The sequence below is a fragment of the Kitasatospora sp. NPDC097691 genome (assembly GCF_040302665.1).
In the GTDB taxonomy this organism is placed as follows: domain Bacteria; phylum Actinomycetota; class Actinomycetes; order Streptomycetales; family Streptomycetaceae; genus Kitasatospora.
On record NZ_JBEORY010000044.1, the window covers coordinates 36,930 to 52,634 of the forward strand.

7 protein-coding genes and 2 pseudogenes are annotated in these 15,705 nt (G+C 69.7%); 5 read left to right on the forward strand and 4 right to left on the reverse strand.

Annotated elements, in window-relative coordinates:
* Nucleotides 1-40 precede the first annotated feature (40 nt).
* The 5 genes and pseudogenes from ABTY56_RS26440 to ABTY56_RS26460 form a co-directional block, all read left to right on the forward strand.
* Nucleotides 41-2,029, forward strand: a complete 1,989-nt coding sequence (locus ABTY56_RS26440) for a hypothetical protein (protein ID WP_350631665.1) — start codon at nt 41-43, stop codon at nt 2,027-2,029.
* 47 nt (nt 2,030-2,076) lie between these two features.
* On the forward strand, nt 2,077-2,874 hold the full coding sequence (locus ABTY56_RS26445; RefSeq protein WP_350631666.1) for a hypothetical protein: 798 nt from the start codon (nt 2,077-2,079) through the stop codon (nt 2,872-2,874).
* Nucleotides 2,871-3,095: a hypothetical protein gene (locus tag ABTY56_RS26450; RefSeq protein WP_350631667.1), complete on the forward strand. Its 225-nt coding sequence runs from the start codon at nt 2,871-2,873 to the stop codon at nt 3,093-3,095. Before ABTY56_RS26445 ends, ABTY56_RS26450 begins: the two co-directional genes overlap by 4 nt.
* A gap of 280 nt (nt 3,096-3,375) precedes the next feature.
* Nucleotides 3,376-3,609 (forward strand): annotated as a pseudogene (argS, locus tag ABTY56_RS26455) (arginine--tRNA ligase domain-containing protein); the annotation flags it as partial.
* 67 nt (nt 3,610-3,676) lie between these two features.
* Nucleotides 3,677-4,209, forward strand: a pseudogene (locus ABTY56_RS26460) (DALR anticodon-binding domain-containing protein); the annotation flags it as partial.
* Nucleotides 4,210-4,331: 122 nt separating this feature from the next.
* Here the strand turns inward: ABTY56_RS26460 and drmB are convergent.
* From drmB to ABTY56_RS26480, 4 genes are read right to left on the reverse strand one after another with little or no spacing between them, the layout of a single operon-like run.
* The gene (gene drmB, locus ABTY56_RS26465) at nt 4,332-6,140 is read right to left on the reverse strand and encodes a DrmB family protein (RefSeq protein ID WP_350631668.1); all 1,809 of its coding nucleotides are present in this window, start codon (nt 6,138-6,140) and stop codon (nt 4,332-4,334) included.
* Complete coding sequence (locus ABTY56_RS26470) at nt 6,121-9,312, reverse strand: helicase-related protein (RefSeq protein ID WP_350631669.1); 3,192 nt, start codon at nt 9,310-9,312, stop codon at nt 6,121-6,123. The genes drmB and ABTY56_RS26470 overlap by 20 nt, the downstream gene beginning before the upstream one ends.
* Nucleotides 9,309-10,829 (reverse strand): NERD domain-containing protein, encoded by a 1,521-nt coding sequence (locus ABTY56_RS26475; protein ID WP_350631670.1) that lies wholly within the window; start codon nt 10,827-10,829, stop codon nt 9,309-9,311. Before ABTY56_RS26475 ends, ABTY56_RS26470 begins: the two co-directional genes overlap by 4 nt.
* A complete protein-coding gene (locus ABTY56_RS26480) occupies nt 10,826-15,535 on the reverse strand; it encodes a sacsin N-terminal ATP-binding-like domain-containing protein (RefSeq protein WP_350631671.1) in 4,710 nt (1,569 codons plus the stop codon). Before ABTY56_RS26480 ends, ABTY56_RS26475 begins: the two co-directional genes overlap by 4 nt.
* Between the last annotated feature and the right edge of the window lie 170 nt (nt 15,536-15,705).

A 15,705-nucleotide genomic window follows, 5' to 3' on the forward strand; every position in this document is an offset into this window, starting at 1 on the left:
CACGCCCGGAGCCCAGCGAGCCGATGGCAACCACCGGTCGGTGATCGTCCAGGCCCAGGCTGTTGGCGGGGCCAGCGTGCTCGCCGTGGTCAACATCCACGAGAAGGAACTGCTGCCGGTCCACCCCGTCGATCCGTCGGTGATCTCTGCGGTGCGGCAGGCATGGGTCAGGACGGGCCGCGACGGCACGGAGGTGCTCGCCGCAGAGCAGACCCGTGACGTGCTCCTGCGCGGAGGCGGTCTGGCGGTCGTTGGCGGAGAAGGCGGCGACGGGCGCTATGCCATCGCGGTCCGGTCCCTGGTCCTGCTGGAGAAGCCGCGCCGCAGCGAGGGAAGATCCTCGCTGCGGTTGTGGCAGATCACACCGGACTGGGATCCGCCGGACACCAGCCTGCTCCCGATCGAGGAGAACTGCGGATACCTGCTGGACGTCTCTGCCGAGATCGCCGACTGGCCGAAGGAGATGCCCTCGAAGCTGAGCGACTACGGCCGCCGTCTCGCGCAGGTCGGTTCCTGCCTGGTCGTGATCGCAGGCCGTGACGGCTGGCCCAGCATGGGCCCCGAATCCGCGGCGCTGGTGCGGGCACGGCCGCCAGCCCCTCTGGACCTGGTGAGATCGCACCTCGGGCTGTACCACCGCCGCCCGGAACTCCTCGAGCGGCTGCAGTCCGGACACGAGCCCCAGGAGCACGAGCAGGACCTCGCCCATCTCGTGACCGAGGGAATGCACCCGGCCGACGCCGCCGAACTCGCCCGGCTGCTCGCCGATGCGGCAGACAGTGAGGAGAGACTCGCGGCGGCTGTTGAACGGTTCACCGGCTGGAAGGACTACATCACCGGCTTCTTCGGGCGGACCGTCGAACGCCCGGAGGACCGCGCACTGCTCCTGGCCGCGGTACTCCTGGAAGGCGCCAGCCCCTCCCAGGTGCACCAGGCGGCCCGCGACCTGCTTGGGGACTCGGACAACAACAGCGTGCGCGACGCACTGTCGGGCCTGGACCTGGGAAGCCGCCTGCGCGAGGCAGGAGCCAATGTCAGCGACAACAAGGTCACCTTCACCCACCGGCCCGGCTACGGCTACGCGGTCCTCAAACACATCTGGACCGAACTCGCCAACACCCAAAGCCACATCAGGCAGTGGATCGCGCGGATCACGGCCACGGGCGAGACCGGCGCCGACCGACTCGCCACCATCGCCGACGTGCTGGCGAAGCTGGCGGCCGAGTACAACGACAACAGCGTCCTGCCCAGCCCCACGACCCGGGGCGGCGGCGCTCCGCCCGCACTCAGCCGCGGCGACGCCGCCGCCCTCATGCTGTCCTCCGCTGCCCGGCACCCGGTCCTCGGCGCGGGCGTGCGCAAACAGCTGCGCGAGAGCTGGGCGCCGAGCCGGGACCAAGAGGTCGCCAGGGTTGCCGCACTGGTGTGCCAGGGCGCCTTTGCCGCGGAGTTTCCCGGCCAGGCCCTGGTACGCCTTCGCCACGTCCTTGCCCGCGACGCGGAGGACCAGGCCAACGACGAGGCCGGACGGGCCATTCGCGCCCTGGTGAGCGAGCACGGCAAGCTCGCCGTGACCTGGGCGGCGGTCAACGACTGGATCGGACCGCCGGACAGCAGCAGTCCCGCCAGAGCCGGCCGCTCGCGCGCGGGCCGGCGCGCTTTCCTCGCCCTGGCGGACCTGACCACCGACCCGAACCCCACGGAGCTCCTGCTCGCCGCGGCCAGCCACGACGAGTCCGTCACCGACGAGATCGTCGCAGCCTGGAACGCCACTCTGCCCGACACGTCACTCGCACACACATGCGAGAACACCCTCACCGCCTGGGCCGAGGCAAGCATCGACGGAACCCTGCCAGCCGACCAGGTACTCGACCTCGTCGAGCGGGTCGTCAGCGGCCGCATCAGCCTCGACCCGGTCGCCGCCGTCGTCATCGGCCGCGAGGTCAACACCGAGTCGAAGGCCATGCGCGAGTTCCGCCGGCGCCTGATCAGCCGCCGCTTCCCCTCCGCCCGACCGGAGCCGTCGTGAGAGGCGACCAGCCGACCCGCGCACAGCGGCGGGAACTACGGCGCGCGGTGACCGCATTCCCGGCCGTGCTGCCCACTCAGTACCCGGACATCGCCTTCACCGCCGAGATCACCGCCACCACCTACCCCGACCAGCTGCCGGGCCACGACACAGCGGCCCTCGCGCGGCTGATCCGCACCACGCTCCGCCGCGCCGCCGTGGATGCCGCCGCCCGGCTGGACCCGGCCGACCTGCCGGGCGCCCAGGACGCGTTGGCCGAGCACCTGGCCGGTTGCCGCCCGCTGCCCGGAAACCCCGACGTCATCCTGCAGGCCCAGATCAGAACGGTCCTGGACCCTACGGCCACCGAGGCCACCGCCGTACTGATACGCGCCCGCCGCAGCCAGGCACTGGAGGACACCGTCTTCCTCCAGGCGGCCAGAGCCCGTGCTCACGCACTCGCCGACCCGGCGATCCTGGCCGCCGCCCTGACCATGCCTGACACGGGAACCTGGGCGGAGCACCTCAAAGACTTCAAGCTGACCGATGAGAGCGCCAGGACCAACTTCACCAAGGCCCTGACAAACCTGTCACAGCTGCTCTCGACCGCCCGCGCCCCGGCCACCGGCCCGGCCGATCTCCAGTTCCTGGAGATCCTGCGGACGTTCTTCTCCCGCTTCGACCAGTTGCACCAGCGGCGCATGCTCCTCGCCTTCACCTCCGACTACATGCGCAAAGCAGGCCACCGCGACCTCGCGGACGACCTCGACATGCTCGCCGGCCCGCCTGGCTCGCCTGGCTCGCCTGGCTCGCCTGGCCCGGCCGACCCGGCGGAAGGAATCGACCTGCCGGAACCGGCACGATGAGAACCACCGTCCTGCGCTGGGTGTTCGCCCCGCGAACCAGTTGGTGCGCTTGGCGCCTCACACGGGCGGCCAGCGGGCAGATCGACTTCGACACAGCCTGGCGGGCCGCCCGGGTCAGGCTGCACCCCGACGAGACCGAGTTCCGCACCCACGGCCACCGGCCTCCCAAGACGCCGCCGGATCCGTCCGCGCGGTCGGCTTTGCTGCGAGGCCGCGACTGACAGCACCCGCCGTTCCTGTGCGAGAGGTCCCGCAGACACCATCGTGTACGAGAGGTCGTCGAACTCATTGGCGATCACTCACTGCCAACCTCGTCGCGTAGACGGATCGGCCTCGTGCCGAGGAAGGGGGTGCCCCACCCGAGCGGGGCACCGACTACGGCGTTCGTCGGCCGGTGGGCAGCACCGATATGAGGTGCTGCCCACTGCGGCGTAGGCGGCCCGGAAACACCTCCAGACGGTGCAGGAAGCTGATGCCCGGCGTCGTGTCTGACCGGCATACATGCCGAGCTCTCTCCTCTATCGCTGCCGCACCCCAGAGGTTCAGAATCTCGAGCGACTAGTCACCCGCGCAGCCGACGCCCGCCTCGGTGTCGGCGGCAAGGCCGAGACCGGCGTCACGGTGATCGACTACAGCTGGCCGAACATCGCCGAGGAGATGTACGTCGGCCACCTGAGCTCGACGGTCATCGGGGACGCGCTCGTGCGCGCTCTCGAGCTCAGCGGGGAGACCTTCGCCCCGCTCAACCGCCTCTACACGACATCGCGCGCCAAGTTCCACAGCAACGCCGACTTCGTCACCCCGGGCCCGTACCGTCGTCTCCGAGAAGAGCCCCCAGCTTGCCACCGAGGAGATCGAGGGCCGGGCGAAGCAGGTCGGCATCGGCGCGGTCAAGTACGCCTACCTGTCGACCTCCCGCACCCGCGACGACATCTTCGACGCGGACCGTATGGTCTTCCTCAACGGACACCGGCACCTACCTCCAGTACGCCTACGCCCGCATCCAGTCCATTCTGCGCAAGGCCCCCGAAGGCGTCACCCCGACCGCCCACCAGGAGCAGGCCCTGGAGCCGGCCGAACGCGCCCTCGGCCTCCTCCTCGGCGAGCTCGGCGCCACCATCGACCTCGTCGCCGAGACCTCCGAACCCCCCCCGCCTCTGTGCCTACCTGCAAAGCCTCGCCGCGGCGTACACGACGTTCTACGAGCACTGCCCCGTCTTGAAAGCCCCTAGCCGCGAGGTCATGGAGACCCGCCTGCTGCTGTGCCGGCTCACTGGCCAGACCTTCCGCCAGGACATGGACCTCCTCGGCATCAGAACGCCCGAGCGTTTGTAGCTTCGGCGGACCACAGGGGTACACGTACCGGTCTCGAAGGCGGTCGTGCTGGCCGGTGAGCGCCCCCGGTGCCCGGGAACATCCCGAGGCACGCGGGAGGGCGCTCGTTCGAGGCCGTCGCGCTACACGCTCGCCCCGCGCCGGACCTCGTCGAGGACGGTCTCGAGGAGGCCGGGCACGTCCCGACCACCGAGGACGAGTTGACGGTCTAACAGACGGTTGCCCGACTCGCACGAGGTCTCGCTGACGAGCGCGCAGCCGTGGCACGCCGACAGGTTGAGGGAGGAGGAGCCCTGGTGGTCGCTCTCGATGCACACGGGGTCGTTCGAGCAGACGTCCGCGTCGTTGAGGGCGGCCAGCAGCAACGGGAGGAGCTTGTCGGGCGCGCCGAGGCGGACGAGTCCGCCGAGCGTTCCCTGGGCGTCACCCGCGGCGGTGTAGATCAGGATCCCGGCGGTGCGGTCCGGACGGTCGGAGTTGGCGTAGACCCGTTCCTGGAGCGCCGCCGACGCGTAGCCGCTGGCGAACGCGAGCCGGCGGACGAGCAGGTGGGCGATTGTGTGCAGGGCGATGAAGCGGGGCTCGGGTACGTCGAGCCGGTGAGCCCACTGGCTCGACGCGCGTCGGTCCACCAGGATCTCGGCCCGGTCGCGGACCTTCGGCAGGTTCTCCCATAGCGAGAGCCGCTCCTCGTCGAAACGGAGGAAGATCCCTTCACCGAACACCTCGACGGCCGGGTAGACCGGCATGCGTCGCCGGTCGGGGCCGAGGTCGGCGGGGATGAGGTCGGCCTCGGCGTCGTGGCGTCGGAAGCCCTTGAGGGCCCGTACCTCGCGGACGCGTCGGACCTGACCGACGCCGACGAGGTGGCTCGTCAGCGAGGAGGGCCACTTCGGGTCGGCGGGTACCTTCCAGCCGTCGACGACGAAGTCTCCTGCACCGTCGTCCCTTCCGGCTTCGAGTTTCCCGAGGAACGCGGCCCACTCGCCGTCCTTCAGGTCGAGGAGGGGGGTGTCCGCGGTGTCGTCGTCCCCGGCCGCGACGCGTAGGACCTCCTCCGCCGTCACCCCGACCTCGTCCGCGATCCATCCGGCCACCATCTCCGCCTGCGGACCGCCGTTGTCGGCGACCACCTTGTCGAAGTAGAGGTGGCCTCGGATGCGTTCCGTGACCTGTGCGGAGTGCGGCCGTTCCTCGGGGATGTCCAGGGCCGAGAGGCGTTCGGCGATGTAGTTGCCGGTGGCACCGCGTTGGACGGCGACGAGCCGGTGGTCGCAGGCGTCTCCGGGCTTCGGCTCCTCCCATGGCTGGGTGCCGTCGCAACGGATGTAGTCGCGGTGCAGGGAGTCCTCGCCGGTCAGATCGGAGAGTGGGCGGGAGCGCTTGCACGCGGTGCAGTGGACGCGGAGCGCGGCCAGGCCCTCACCGTGCCGCATCGAGCGGACGAACTTCAGCTCCGTGAACGCGCGGCAGTGCCGCACGGCCTCGGTGACGCCGCAGTCGGAGCCGCGGTGCGCCCACTTGAACCAGGGGATGTCCTGGATGTGGCTGCCCTTGCGGCACACGGCGACGTAGCGCATCGGTACGAGCGCGCCGCCGCAGTCGCACCTGTTGATCCAACGGCCGTTCTTCCGGCCGGTGACCTTGGAGAGTCGCGTGCACTGCTCGCAGAACCGCCAGGTGGGGAAACGCCAGTAGAGCAGATGGTCGGTGTCCTTGGCCGCCCGCCCGGCGTGAGCGGGTGCCTGGCGCAACACGCCGGCGCCCAGCCGCGCCAGCAGCCGGTCACAGCTGATCTCCGGGGCCCGCTTGCGGTCCCACCACGAGGTGTCGGGGGCGATCAGCGACTCCCCGAGCACGTCCACCACGGCCCCCACCCCGAAGGGCGTGATCGTCTCCGAGAGACGCAGGTCATGCAGGATTCGTTCCACGGTCGGCTCCTTCCGACGGCTCGCGTACCTGTACGGCGACGTTCGGTTCGACGGACCGCATCGAGTCGCCGACGAGCCATCCCTCCCTGTTCTGGTCGAATCGCTTCAGCAGCGCCCGGTCCTCGGACTTCTTGTACTCGTACAGCAGCGGGGCGTGGTCGTCACGGGCGCGATTCGCGCGGTGGTCCCACTCGTTCAGCAGTCGCCACACCTGCGCCTCGGTCTCCTCGACCTCGACGTCCTCCGAGCGGCCCACAAGGGCGACGAACGCCGAGACGATCCGCTCGACCGCCTCACGCATCCGGTCGTCGTCCAGATCGAGGCGGTCCGCGGTGTCGTTCGCGGCGAGGGACGGCAGCGAGTGCCGCAGCAGCGCCACGAGGGCGCCCGCCAACGACCGGTCGCGGGACGCCGTCGACCAGGGGGTGACGCTCGTCGGTTCGACGTTGCGGTAGAGCGTCTCGTGGAAACCGCGGAAGGACTCGAAGTGCGAACGGTCCCGTGCCCGGTTGGAGCGGAACAGCGTCGTCACGATGCCGTTGTTCTCCCCACGGCCGACCCGGCTGGTGGCCTGGATGTACTCCGAGGTCGTCTTCGGCTGGCCGACCATCAGCATCAGGGCCAGGCGGGGGATGTCGATTCCGACGGAGAGCATGTTGGAGGATAGGACGACGTCGACGGCGTCGTCGCTGACGTCGACGCTGCGGCCGAGTTCGCGCAGGTCGTTGGGCAGTTCCTCCGGACCCCGCCTACTGGTGAGCTCCAGCACCCGCTCCGCCCTGACCCGGCGCAGCGGCAGGGCCAACCGGTCCGAGCGCGGTTCGAGGCGCCCGTTGACGTCGTCGACCACCAGTGTCCCGGTGCGCCCGAGCTCGCGGAGGCTGTTGTGGTACATCACGGTCGTCCAGTACGAGTCGCGCGTCCCTCCCGAGTCGGGGGTCCGGGCGAGCACCTCCGGGATCTCGATCAGCGGCGCCGCCGCGGAGATGACCGCGGAGACCTGGGACAGGGACTGCGGCATCAGTCCGACGTAGAGGCGGCCCTCGCCGCTCTCGACGGGGCGGGAGAAGAACGTGCGGTCCCCGTCGAGTCCCGCCGGCGGATACAGGGCGACCTCGCGCCCGTACAGCCCTCGGACCTGCTCGGCGGAGGCGCGGATCGTGGCCGTCGAGGCGATGATCTTGGGCTGGGTGCCACCCCGGCTCAGGAGCAGCTGGATCACGGCGTCGAAGACGGCGACCGTCGTGCCGAGCGGGCCCGACAGTAGATGGAGCTCGTCCTGGATGATCATCGACGGCTGCAGGTACGGCCTACCGAGGCCGAGGAGGGCGCCCGCCGCGGTGTTGAACTGCAGGCGGGCGAACTTGTCGACGGTCGCCAGCAGGATCGTCGGCGGATCCTCGTAGAGGACCTCGTCGACCACGGCCACGGGGAGTCCTCGGTTGAACCGGCAGGCGCCGTCGGTGCAGTGGACGAGGACGTCGTTGCCGACGAGCCGGAAGCCGTACCGGGCCCGGTCCATGCTCCTGGATTCGGGTACGAGTGGGGCGCCGCACCACGGACACCCCTCGATCTGGAACTTGTTCGCCTCCTCGGGCTTCGCGGCCTTGTGGAGACGGTCGAGGGCGCCCTTGGCGTCGACCCTCGAACGGGGAGTGACCTCGTTGCCGACCCAGAGCCCGATGGAGAACCGGGCCATCCCCGCCGCCCGTGGGTCGTCGTGCCGCAGAAGCTCCATCGCGCAGACGAGCGAGGCCGCGCGCTGGAACTGCTGGGCCGTCAGGAGGCGGAGCGTGTAGCGGGTGATGACCGCGGTGCCGGCGCCCTTGGTCCCGTGGACGAGCCGGCGGCGGAAGATCTCGACCGCCGCGAGACCGAGGTAGGCCTCCGTCTTGCCGCCACCGGTGGGGAACCAGATCAGATCGACGAGTTCCCGGTCGTCGTGGGCCTCGTCGACGGTCGAGGCCAGAGCCACCAGCAGGAAGCCGAGCTGGAAGGGACGCCACCGGGGCTCCTCCACGTTCTCCGAGGCCCCCTCGCGTCTGATCGAAGCCTGGCGAATCTGCAGCCTCATCGCGGCCATGCCCAGGGCGAACGCGATCCTCAGCTTCTCCTGCCCCGGGTCTCGCAGAAGGTCGACGCCGTCCGCCATCCGGTCCGCGGCGGCGCGTGCCCGGTCGGTGATCGCCCGCGCGACCGGGGCGTCCGCGCCGAAGTCCTCGACGCGCCTCTGCTGCTCCGAGACCCAGTCGGAGAAGGACCGGACGAACGCGTCGAGCATCGGCACGACCTCCTCCGGTCGGGTGTCGATCCGTGACAGGTTCTCCAGCAGCAGTGCCCGGGCCGCCTCCGAGTCGACGTCGAACCCGACGGTCTCCACGGTGGGCACCACGAACGACGGCACGGGGGTCAGGAGGACGCGCGTGCACACACCGTCCTCGACCTTCCAGTCGGCCGCCATGCCGTGTCCCACCGCGTAGACCTTCTTGTCGCGGTAGCGAAGGCGCAGTTCCGCCGACTCGTCGTCCACGTCGAAGGACCGTGGGACGTCGTACTCCAGGATCCGGCCGCCGGGAGCCGGCATGGCGTGGAGCGCGACCTGGAAGAGCATCCGGGCGATGTCCTTCCGGTCGTTGTCCTGCGACTGCGACCGTACGCGTGCGTGGATCGTCACCAGATGGGCGTCTCCGTAGGGACGCCACCTCGAGCCGATCTCGAACTCGACGTCGCCCGCCCGGAGTGCGTGCGGGGCGAGCTTCTGGGCGAGCTCCAGCCCCTTGCGGGAGAACGGGCGGCGCCGCCAGCGGGGCGGACCGTCGTCCGCGATCGGCTCGTACGTGCCCCCGGAGAAGTCGCAGAGCACCGTGGACTGGTCCGTGACGAAGGAGATCGCCACGGACGATGGGCGCCAGTCCTCGGCGAGGGGCACGGACGCTCCGCCTTCCTCCACCTCTCCCAGGGGTACGTCCGCCTCGACGTCGTTCTCCGCGATCCGGGACGTGGACTCCGCTTCTGTGGCGGGAGGGCCTGACGGCGCCGGCGGGAACAGCATCCCGACGGCGTACTGCCGGTCCGGCAGGTTGAACACCACCTCGTCGTCGTCGCCGTCCGGTCCGACGTAGGCCGCTCGAAGGTGTTTCAGGGCGCTCCGCTGCGCCGCGGTCATGGTCATGCGGTCTCCAACCGGTGCTGGACGAGCTGCTGGAGGCGCCGCCTGTCGTCCTTGGACGCGACGACGTGCAACGAGACCCGGGCGCGGGTCACCGCGACGTAGAGCGCCGCCGTTCCGGCGTCGTCAAAGGTCGTGGGTAGGTCGCAGACGACGACGTGTTCCGCCTCAAGGCCCTTGGCGTATCGCGGGCTCATCACGACGAATCCGTCGTCCGTCCTGGCAGGAGCGGCACCGGAGGCGACGTCGACGATCCAGATGTCGTCCTTGCGGACTCCGTCGGCGACCAGCTTCCGGGCGACGGCTTCGGCCTCGTCGACGCTGGCGTCCCCGCCGGGTGTGTGCCACTGGACCTTCTCACCGTGCACGATGCCCGGGTCCCCGACGTCCGCGGCCAGGTACTCCTGGACCATGTGCACCATCGCCCGGGTGTTGCGGACGTTGAGGCTGAGGTCGAACAGGGAGGCCTCGGGTTTGACGAGTTCGAGGACGTCCTCGTCGTAGTTGCCGTCGACGTGTGCCTGGTTGTTCATGTCGAGGAACATGCGCCATCGGCCCACGGCCCGGCCGCCCGCTACGACCCGGTCGAGCGTGTCCATCGCCTCGGCGGTCATCAGGTCCTGCGCCTCGTCGACGAACACGGCGTCGTAGGTCTTGTCGGGCCCGAGTCGATGGAACGGGAGGATGTCGATGTCGAGGCCGACCACGTGGGGCGCGAAGAAACGCAGGAGCTCGGGGGAGTGGAAGGTGATCAGGACGGAGCGTCCCAGGTCCGCCTCCTGCTTGGCCGCCTCCGCGAGGACGAGTGACTTGCCCGTGCCGGCGCCGCCGAACACCATGATCCGGGGGTTGCGCGCCATCGAGGCGAGGACCCGGGCCTGGCCGGCGGTGGCGTGGTTCTGCTCCTCGATGACCGCACCGCGCTGGGCGTCGACGACGGGCATGCGCGTGAACTCCCCGAACAGGCGTGTGCGCAGCTCCTCTGGCCGGGCGAGCCTCCGGTTCCCCGGAGGCGCCGCCGACGCCTTCGCGATCGCGTCGAGGGCGGCCGCCACCCCCGAGACGGTCATGTCGTCCTTCGCCAGCCAGTGGGTCGGGCGCCACTCGATCGCGTGCGGGGGCGTGGGGATGTCGGGTGTGACGACGACGGCCTCGTGCGCGAACCAGCCGGCGCCCTCCTCCTGGAGGACGTCTCTCAGGGCGTACATGGCGGACTCGGCCTGCTTCATCGGAGGGTCGGACAACTTGTGCCAGTCGCCACGTCGGTCGACGCTGTACCACTTCCCGTCGTGTTTGCCGACCCCGCCCCCCTTCACCTCGACGACGATCACGACCTTCTTCCACAGGATGACGAAGTCCGCCTCCGCCCGCTGCTTGTAGGCGTGCGAGCGCAACCGCACCGAGTGGAAGGCGACGGCCTCGGGGTCGCCCTCCACGTCCCGCAGCAGACGGGCGAGCCGGAGCTCGGCGTCGCTTGCGGCATTGCGCTCGATGTCCTTCAGACCGGGTACAAGGATCACGCGCGCTGCTCCTGCCAGAGGTCCTCGTACTCGCGGTACCCGAGGAACGAGTTGACGTCTCCTCCGAAGTTATCGGCCATGTCCACGATCAGGCACATCTCCTTTCCACCGTTCCTCGGGCCGCGCAGGCCGCGGCCGGCCATCTGGATGTAGGCGTTGGGGCTGAAGGTCGGGCGGGCGATGTAGAGCGCCCGCACGCCCGGTGCGTCGAAGCCCTGGATCAACAGGTCGCAGTTGGCCAGGATGCGGATCTTCCGCTCCTTGAACCGTTCGATGATGTCGCGGCGCTCCTGTCGGCCGGTCTGTCCGCTCACCGAGGCCGCCTCGACACCGCGGTATCGCAGCGTCGCGGCGAGTACCTGGGCGGAGAGGACGCTCGGGGTGAACACGAGCACCGGCCAGTCCGGATCGCGGCTGATGATGTCCTCGACCAGGGTCTTCATGCGGACGTGGCTCTGGCCGATGCGGTCCAGAACGGCCGGACTGATGCGTCGCAGCCGTGTGGCCTCGTCACGCTCCTCGTCCTTGAGGACGACCTTGATGCCGTCGAGCACCTCGTGCTCGACCCGTGCCAGCACTCCGCGCGCGACGAGCTCCTCGTAGACGTTCCCCTCGAACGCCTTGAGCTTGTGCTTGCCGAACCGGCTGGCGAGAGCGGCGGTCCCCGTCGTGGACCTGCCCTTGAAGGGCGTCGCGGAGAGTCCCACCAGAGGCCGTTCCCAGCCGCGGCCGGCCACGCCGAGCCAGTTCAGGATCCGGGTGTAGCGCTCGGACTCGCCCGCTCGGTGCCCCTCGTCGACGATGACGGCCGAGGCCCTGCTCAACCACTCGTACTCGGCCGCGCCCAGGATGACGTCAAGCTTGGCGTCCGTCGCCACCACGACGCTGAACTCGGTGTCCGGCTGGTGTACGACGTTGTTCTCCCACAGACGCCCGATCGTCAGCGGACGCTCGTCACCGAGCCCCCGCCACACCGTGCTCCAGGTCTGGACGGCCTGCTCGCAGAGCTCCGACGACTGCGCGATCCACAGCACCGGGCCGCGGAGCCGGCCGTCGATGAAGAGCGTGAGCACGGTCTCCACCGCGACACGGGTCTTGCCCGCACCGGTGGGCAGTTCCACCATCGCCTTCCGATGGCGGCCGCCCTCCTCCCGAAGGGTGAGCACGTCGGCCAGCCGACGACTGATGTCGGCCTGGAAGTCGTGGAGGTCGTTGAGCTTCACGGCGCCCGGGACGACGAACTCGGCGGGCTGGCGTTCGGTCCGACGGCCGGCGTACTCGGCCGGAAACCCCATCCTCCGCAGCCAGGAGACGGTCAGGGCGCCACCGGCCCACGTCGTCGGAACGTCGGGGAAGCCCATGTCCCGGAACAACGGGACGAGCAGTCTGATCGAATCCGCGCCGTAGACCTTGAGGAAGAGGTCGGCGACGGAGGTGTCGTCGTCGACCAGACCCTGCGCCTCGAGCGCCTGCCACAGGCCCTTGGGCAAGGCGTCGCGCAGGTCGTCGGGGCCGATGTAGACGTCGAGCCGCTCCTCGTCGCTCGCGGCGGCGAGGGCCTCCTGACGGAGCAGTTCGAGTCTGTCGCCGACGCCGGTCTTGCGGACGTCCTCGAGCTCGGCGTTCGTCAGGCGCAGATCGAAGGCCTCGTTGACGATGTGCAGGAGGCGTCGTTCGTCCGTGTCCCCGCGTGCGACCAGATCGTGCCCGTCGAGGTGCCACTCGAGCGAGTCGTCCTCGACGCCGTCGTCCCTGGTCACCCGTTTGACCACCTGGACGGCCTTGGTGATCGTGGCGTCGACCAGCCGGTCGGCCGCGCGTGTGCCGCGGAGCCCGGTGAAGACGTCGAGCACCCGTTCGCTCTCCTGCACACCCTCGACGATCATCGAGAAGGCGAAACTGTCCTCGAACCGGCCGCAACCCGCCGACGCGACGAATTCGTCGGCCTGCTCCTCCGTCACCCTCAGATAGGGGCGCTGACGTGCGGCGAGGTAGTCCTCCTGTTCGTCCGTGACGGCGAGGTACACCGACGACGGGGAACGTCGCTCGATCACACGCCCCACCCTGGCGGGGATTCCGGGGGGTCGGGTACCGGGATAGGCGACGCGGCACGCCGTGAGGACGAAGTCGACGAGCACGGTGTCGCGGGTGTTGGGATCGAACAGCGGTGCGTCGAGCGCCTCCCTGAACACGTGGGCGGGTACCGCGTCGAGCTCGTCCGGTAGTTCCAGGACGTCGGCCACCCGCTGCGACCCCTTGAACAAGGGAAGCAGGCTCGCATACTGCACGAGGGACGGCGCCACCACGTCGGCGGGCGCGTGGAACCCCCGATTCGACTGCAGCAGCCCGGCCTGCTCCACCGCCCAACGGACCGGTGACCGGACGGCGTGCACCGCGCCCGTGTCGAGGTCCTCGCAGGTCCAGTCCGGGTCGCCCGCCTGAAGCAGCCCGGTCGTCCAGTCCGCGCGCGAGTGCTTCGACGCGTCCGCGTCGCGCAGCAGCAACAGGACGGAGAACGGACCCGGACCCTCACCGCGGAGGAAGTCGATGTTCTGGATCGGACGTTCGCCCGGGCCCCGCTGGGCGTTGAGCGTCTCCAGGACCCACTCCCGGTACCGCCCCAGGCACGGCTCGTCCTCGAGCGCGTAGTCCTTCACGGGGACCCGGACGACCCCGAGCCTGTGGGCGACCTCCGGCAGGCAGCGCTTGCGGTCCAACGACCTCCTCGTGTGGTCGTCGCCCAACGGCTCGTCGAGGTCGAGGACTTGGTGAGGCCAGGCCCAACCACCGTCGAGGGTGGGAACCTTGACCGTGGCCGGGTGAGCGGCGAGAGCCTTGAGCGCGACGGCGCCGGGGACGTCGAGGACGGCGGTCCAGAGCTTGACCAGCTCGTCGTCGCCCGATTCGGTCGACAGGGCGGCGAGGCGCGCGTTGAGGATCGCGAGCGGGTCCAGGTCCCGGAAACCGGTCCCTCTGAGGCCCGCCTCCACTCCCGGCTGTGCCAGGAAGCCGGCGGAGACGAACACCGCCCCCTCGATCTCGACTCCCTCCTCCTGGTGCAGGAAGACGGTGTTCCGATCGCCGATCGCGTGCATGCCGTCGGTGGTCGGGATCACCTTGGCCAGCTCGATGTCGGGCAGGTTCCGGTGCCCGAGCGCGAACTTGAACGCGTCCGCCGCGGACGCGTCGTCCGTTCCCTCGGCCCACTCGCGCAACCACGAGCGAAGTCCGCGCTTCCGCAACTCCGTCAGCGCCCGCTTCATGTCCCGGTCGTGATCGAGGAAGCTGCGGGGCTGCGACGCCACGAAAATCTGCCGAAGACGGGTGAACCGTTGCCGGGACGCGTAACAACGCCAGTGCGGAACGTCGTCGCCGGTGTTCGGGGAGTGGATCCAGGCCTGATGGTCGGTCTGGTCGACCTCGAGGGCGAAGTCCAGCGGAGTGAGTTCGGAGGTGTTCCGGAAGGTGCCCGTGGCGTCGGGGACGAGTGCGTGGGAGGCCGAGATCCCCGGCACGTGCACGCACAAATACTCGTCGCCGAAGGAGAGCTGTTCCCTTCCTCGCGCCGGCATGTAGTCGAAATGGGCCGCCTGGTCGTCGGGTGTGGCCACCTGCGGCAGTACGTCGACGAACATCTCCGCCAGCGTTCCGAGGATCTCCCGGTTGTAGTCGTTCTTGAGCAGCGTCGTCCGGTCGTCGTTCACGCTCCACGGGGCGTTGAAGAGCGCCGACGCCGAGGTCTGGTCCTGGAGCGGGAAGTAGGACCAGAATCGCCCGATGCGCTGCCTCGCGTGGCGCCTCGGAACGGCGACGGTGACCTTGACCTGATTGCGGGAGACGGCCTCCCCGACCTGCCGGCGGGCCTCCGGGGAGGGCGTGTGCATCCGGCTCTCGACGATCCATTCGTCGCCGTCGCCGTCGGGGTCCTCGATCCTGAAGACGCCTCCTCCCAGGTCCCGGGACGTGTGCGTCGTCTCGAACGAGTCCTGCCCGAGCACTCTGAGCCTCACCTCCCGCACGGCCCCGGCGAAGAGGAGGAACTCCGAGGAGAACTCCTCGATCTCCTCGCGGATCCTGCCGAGGCCGGACGCGTCCGAGAGCTTCACGACGGTGGACGCCCACGACGCGAGCCCCGCGAGAACGGGGTCTTCGGCGAACGCGGCGTCCGGGTCGAGGACGGTCGCGGTGCGCAGGACCGGATACCGTTTCACGGCAGCCGTGATCTTCGCGAGCTCGCCCCGGGCCACAGGCGAGTTGAACTCGAACGACACCGAACGGCTGAACACCTGAGGGGCGCTCGAGACCGCGAGGACGGACTTGAACCCGAGACCGAAACGCCCGATCTCGTCGCCCCGCTTGCCGCTGAGGTGTGCGTGGGTGATCGCGGTGAGCCCGTTCCTCGAGAACGGGCGACCGTCGTTGGCGCAGTAGAGGGTCCGGTTCTCCGTGTCGAGGACGATCTCGGCGCGGCCGGTGAACCCGCCTTCGTCCCCGCCCACGCCCGACATCGCGTCGGCGGCGTTCTGAACCAGTTCAAGGAGCGTGCGGGTCGCGTATCCCCCGACCCGGATGGACTCCTCGTGGTTCGCGTGCTCGGAGATGAGGTGCGGGTTCGCCCGGTAGGAGGCGACGGCTCTGGCGAACTGGGTCTCGACCTCCTCGACAAGACACGAGTCCGGGGTCCAGGACAGTCGTTCCGTCGTCACGGGTGCGTACTCCTCGCGTCCGGGTCTTCCGCGCTGCGGCCAGTCGTACATCCGCTCGGAGCAGTCTGAGACTTCCTGGAGCCACGCGATGTCGGGTGGGGAAACCTTCTGTGGGTGGGGTCGCCCGCGCCGCCCGCCAGGTGATTCCCGAAAGCGCGCGTCGGGAGTCC

Bases quoted from the DNA above. Each gene is read 5' to 3' on its own strand.
- ABTY56_RS26470 (WP_350631669.1), bottom strand. From the start codon at position 9,312: ATGACCATGACCGCGGCGCAGCGGAGCGCCCTGAAACACCTTCGAGCG.
- ABTY56_RS26450 (WP_350631667.1), top strand. From the start codon at position 2,871: ATGAGAACCACCGTCCTGCGCTGGGTGTTCGCCCCGCGAACCAGTTGG.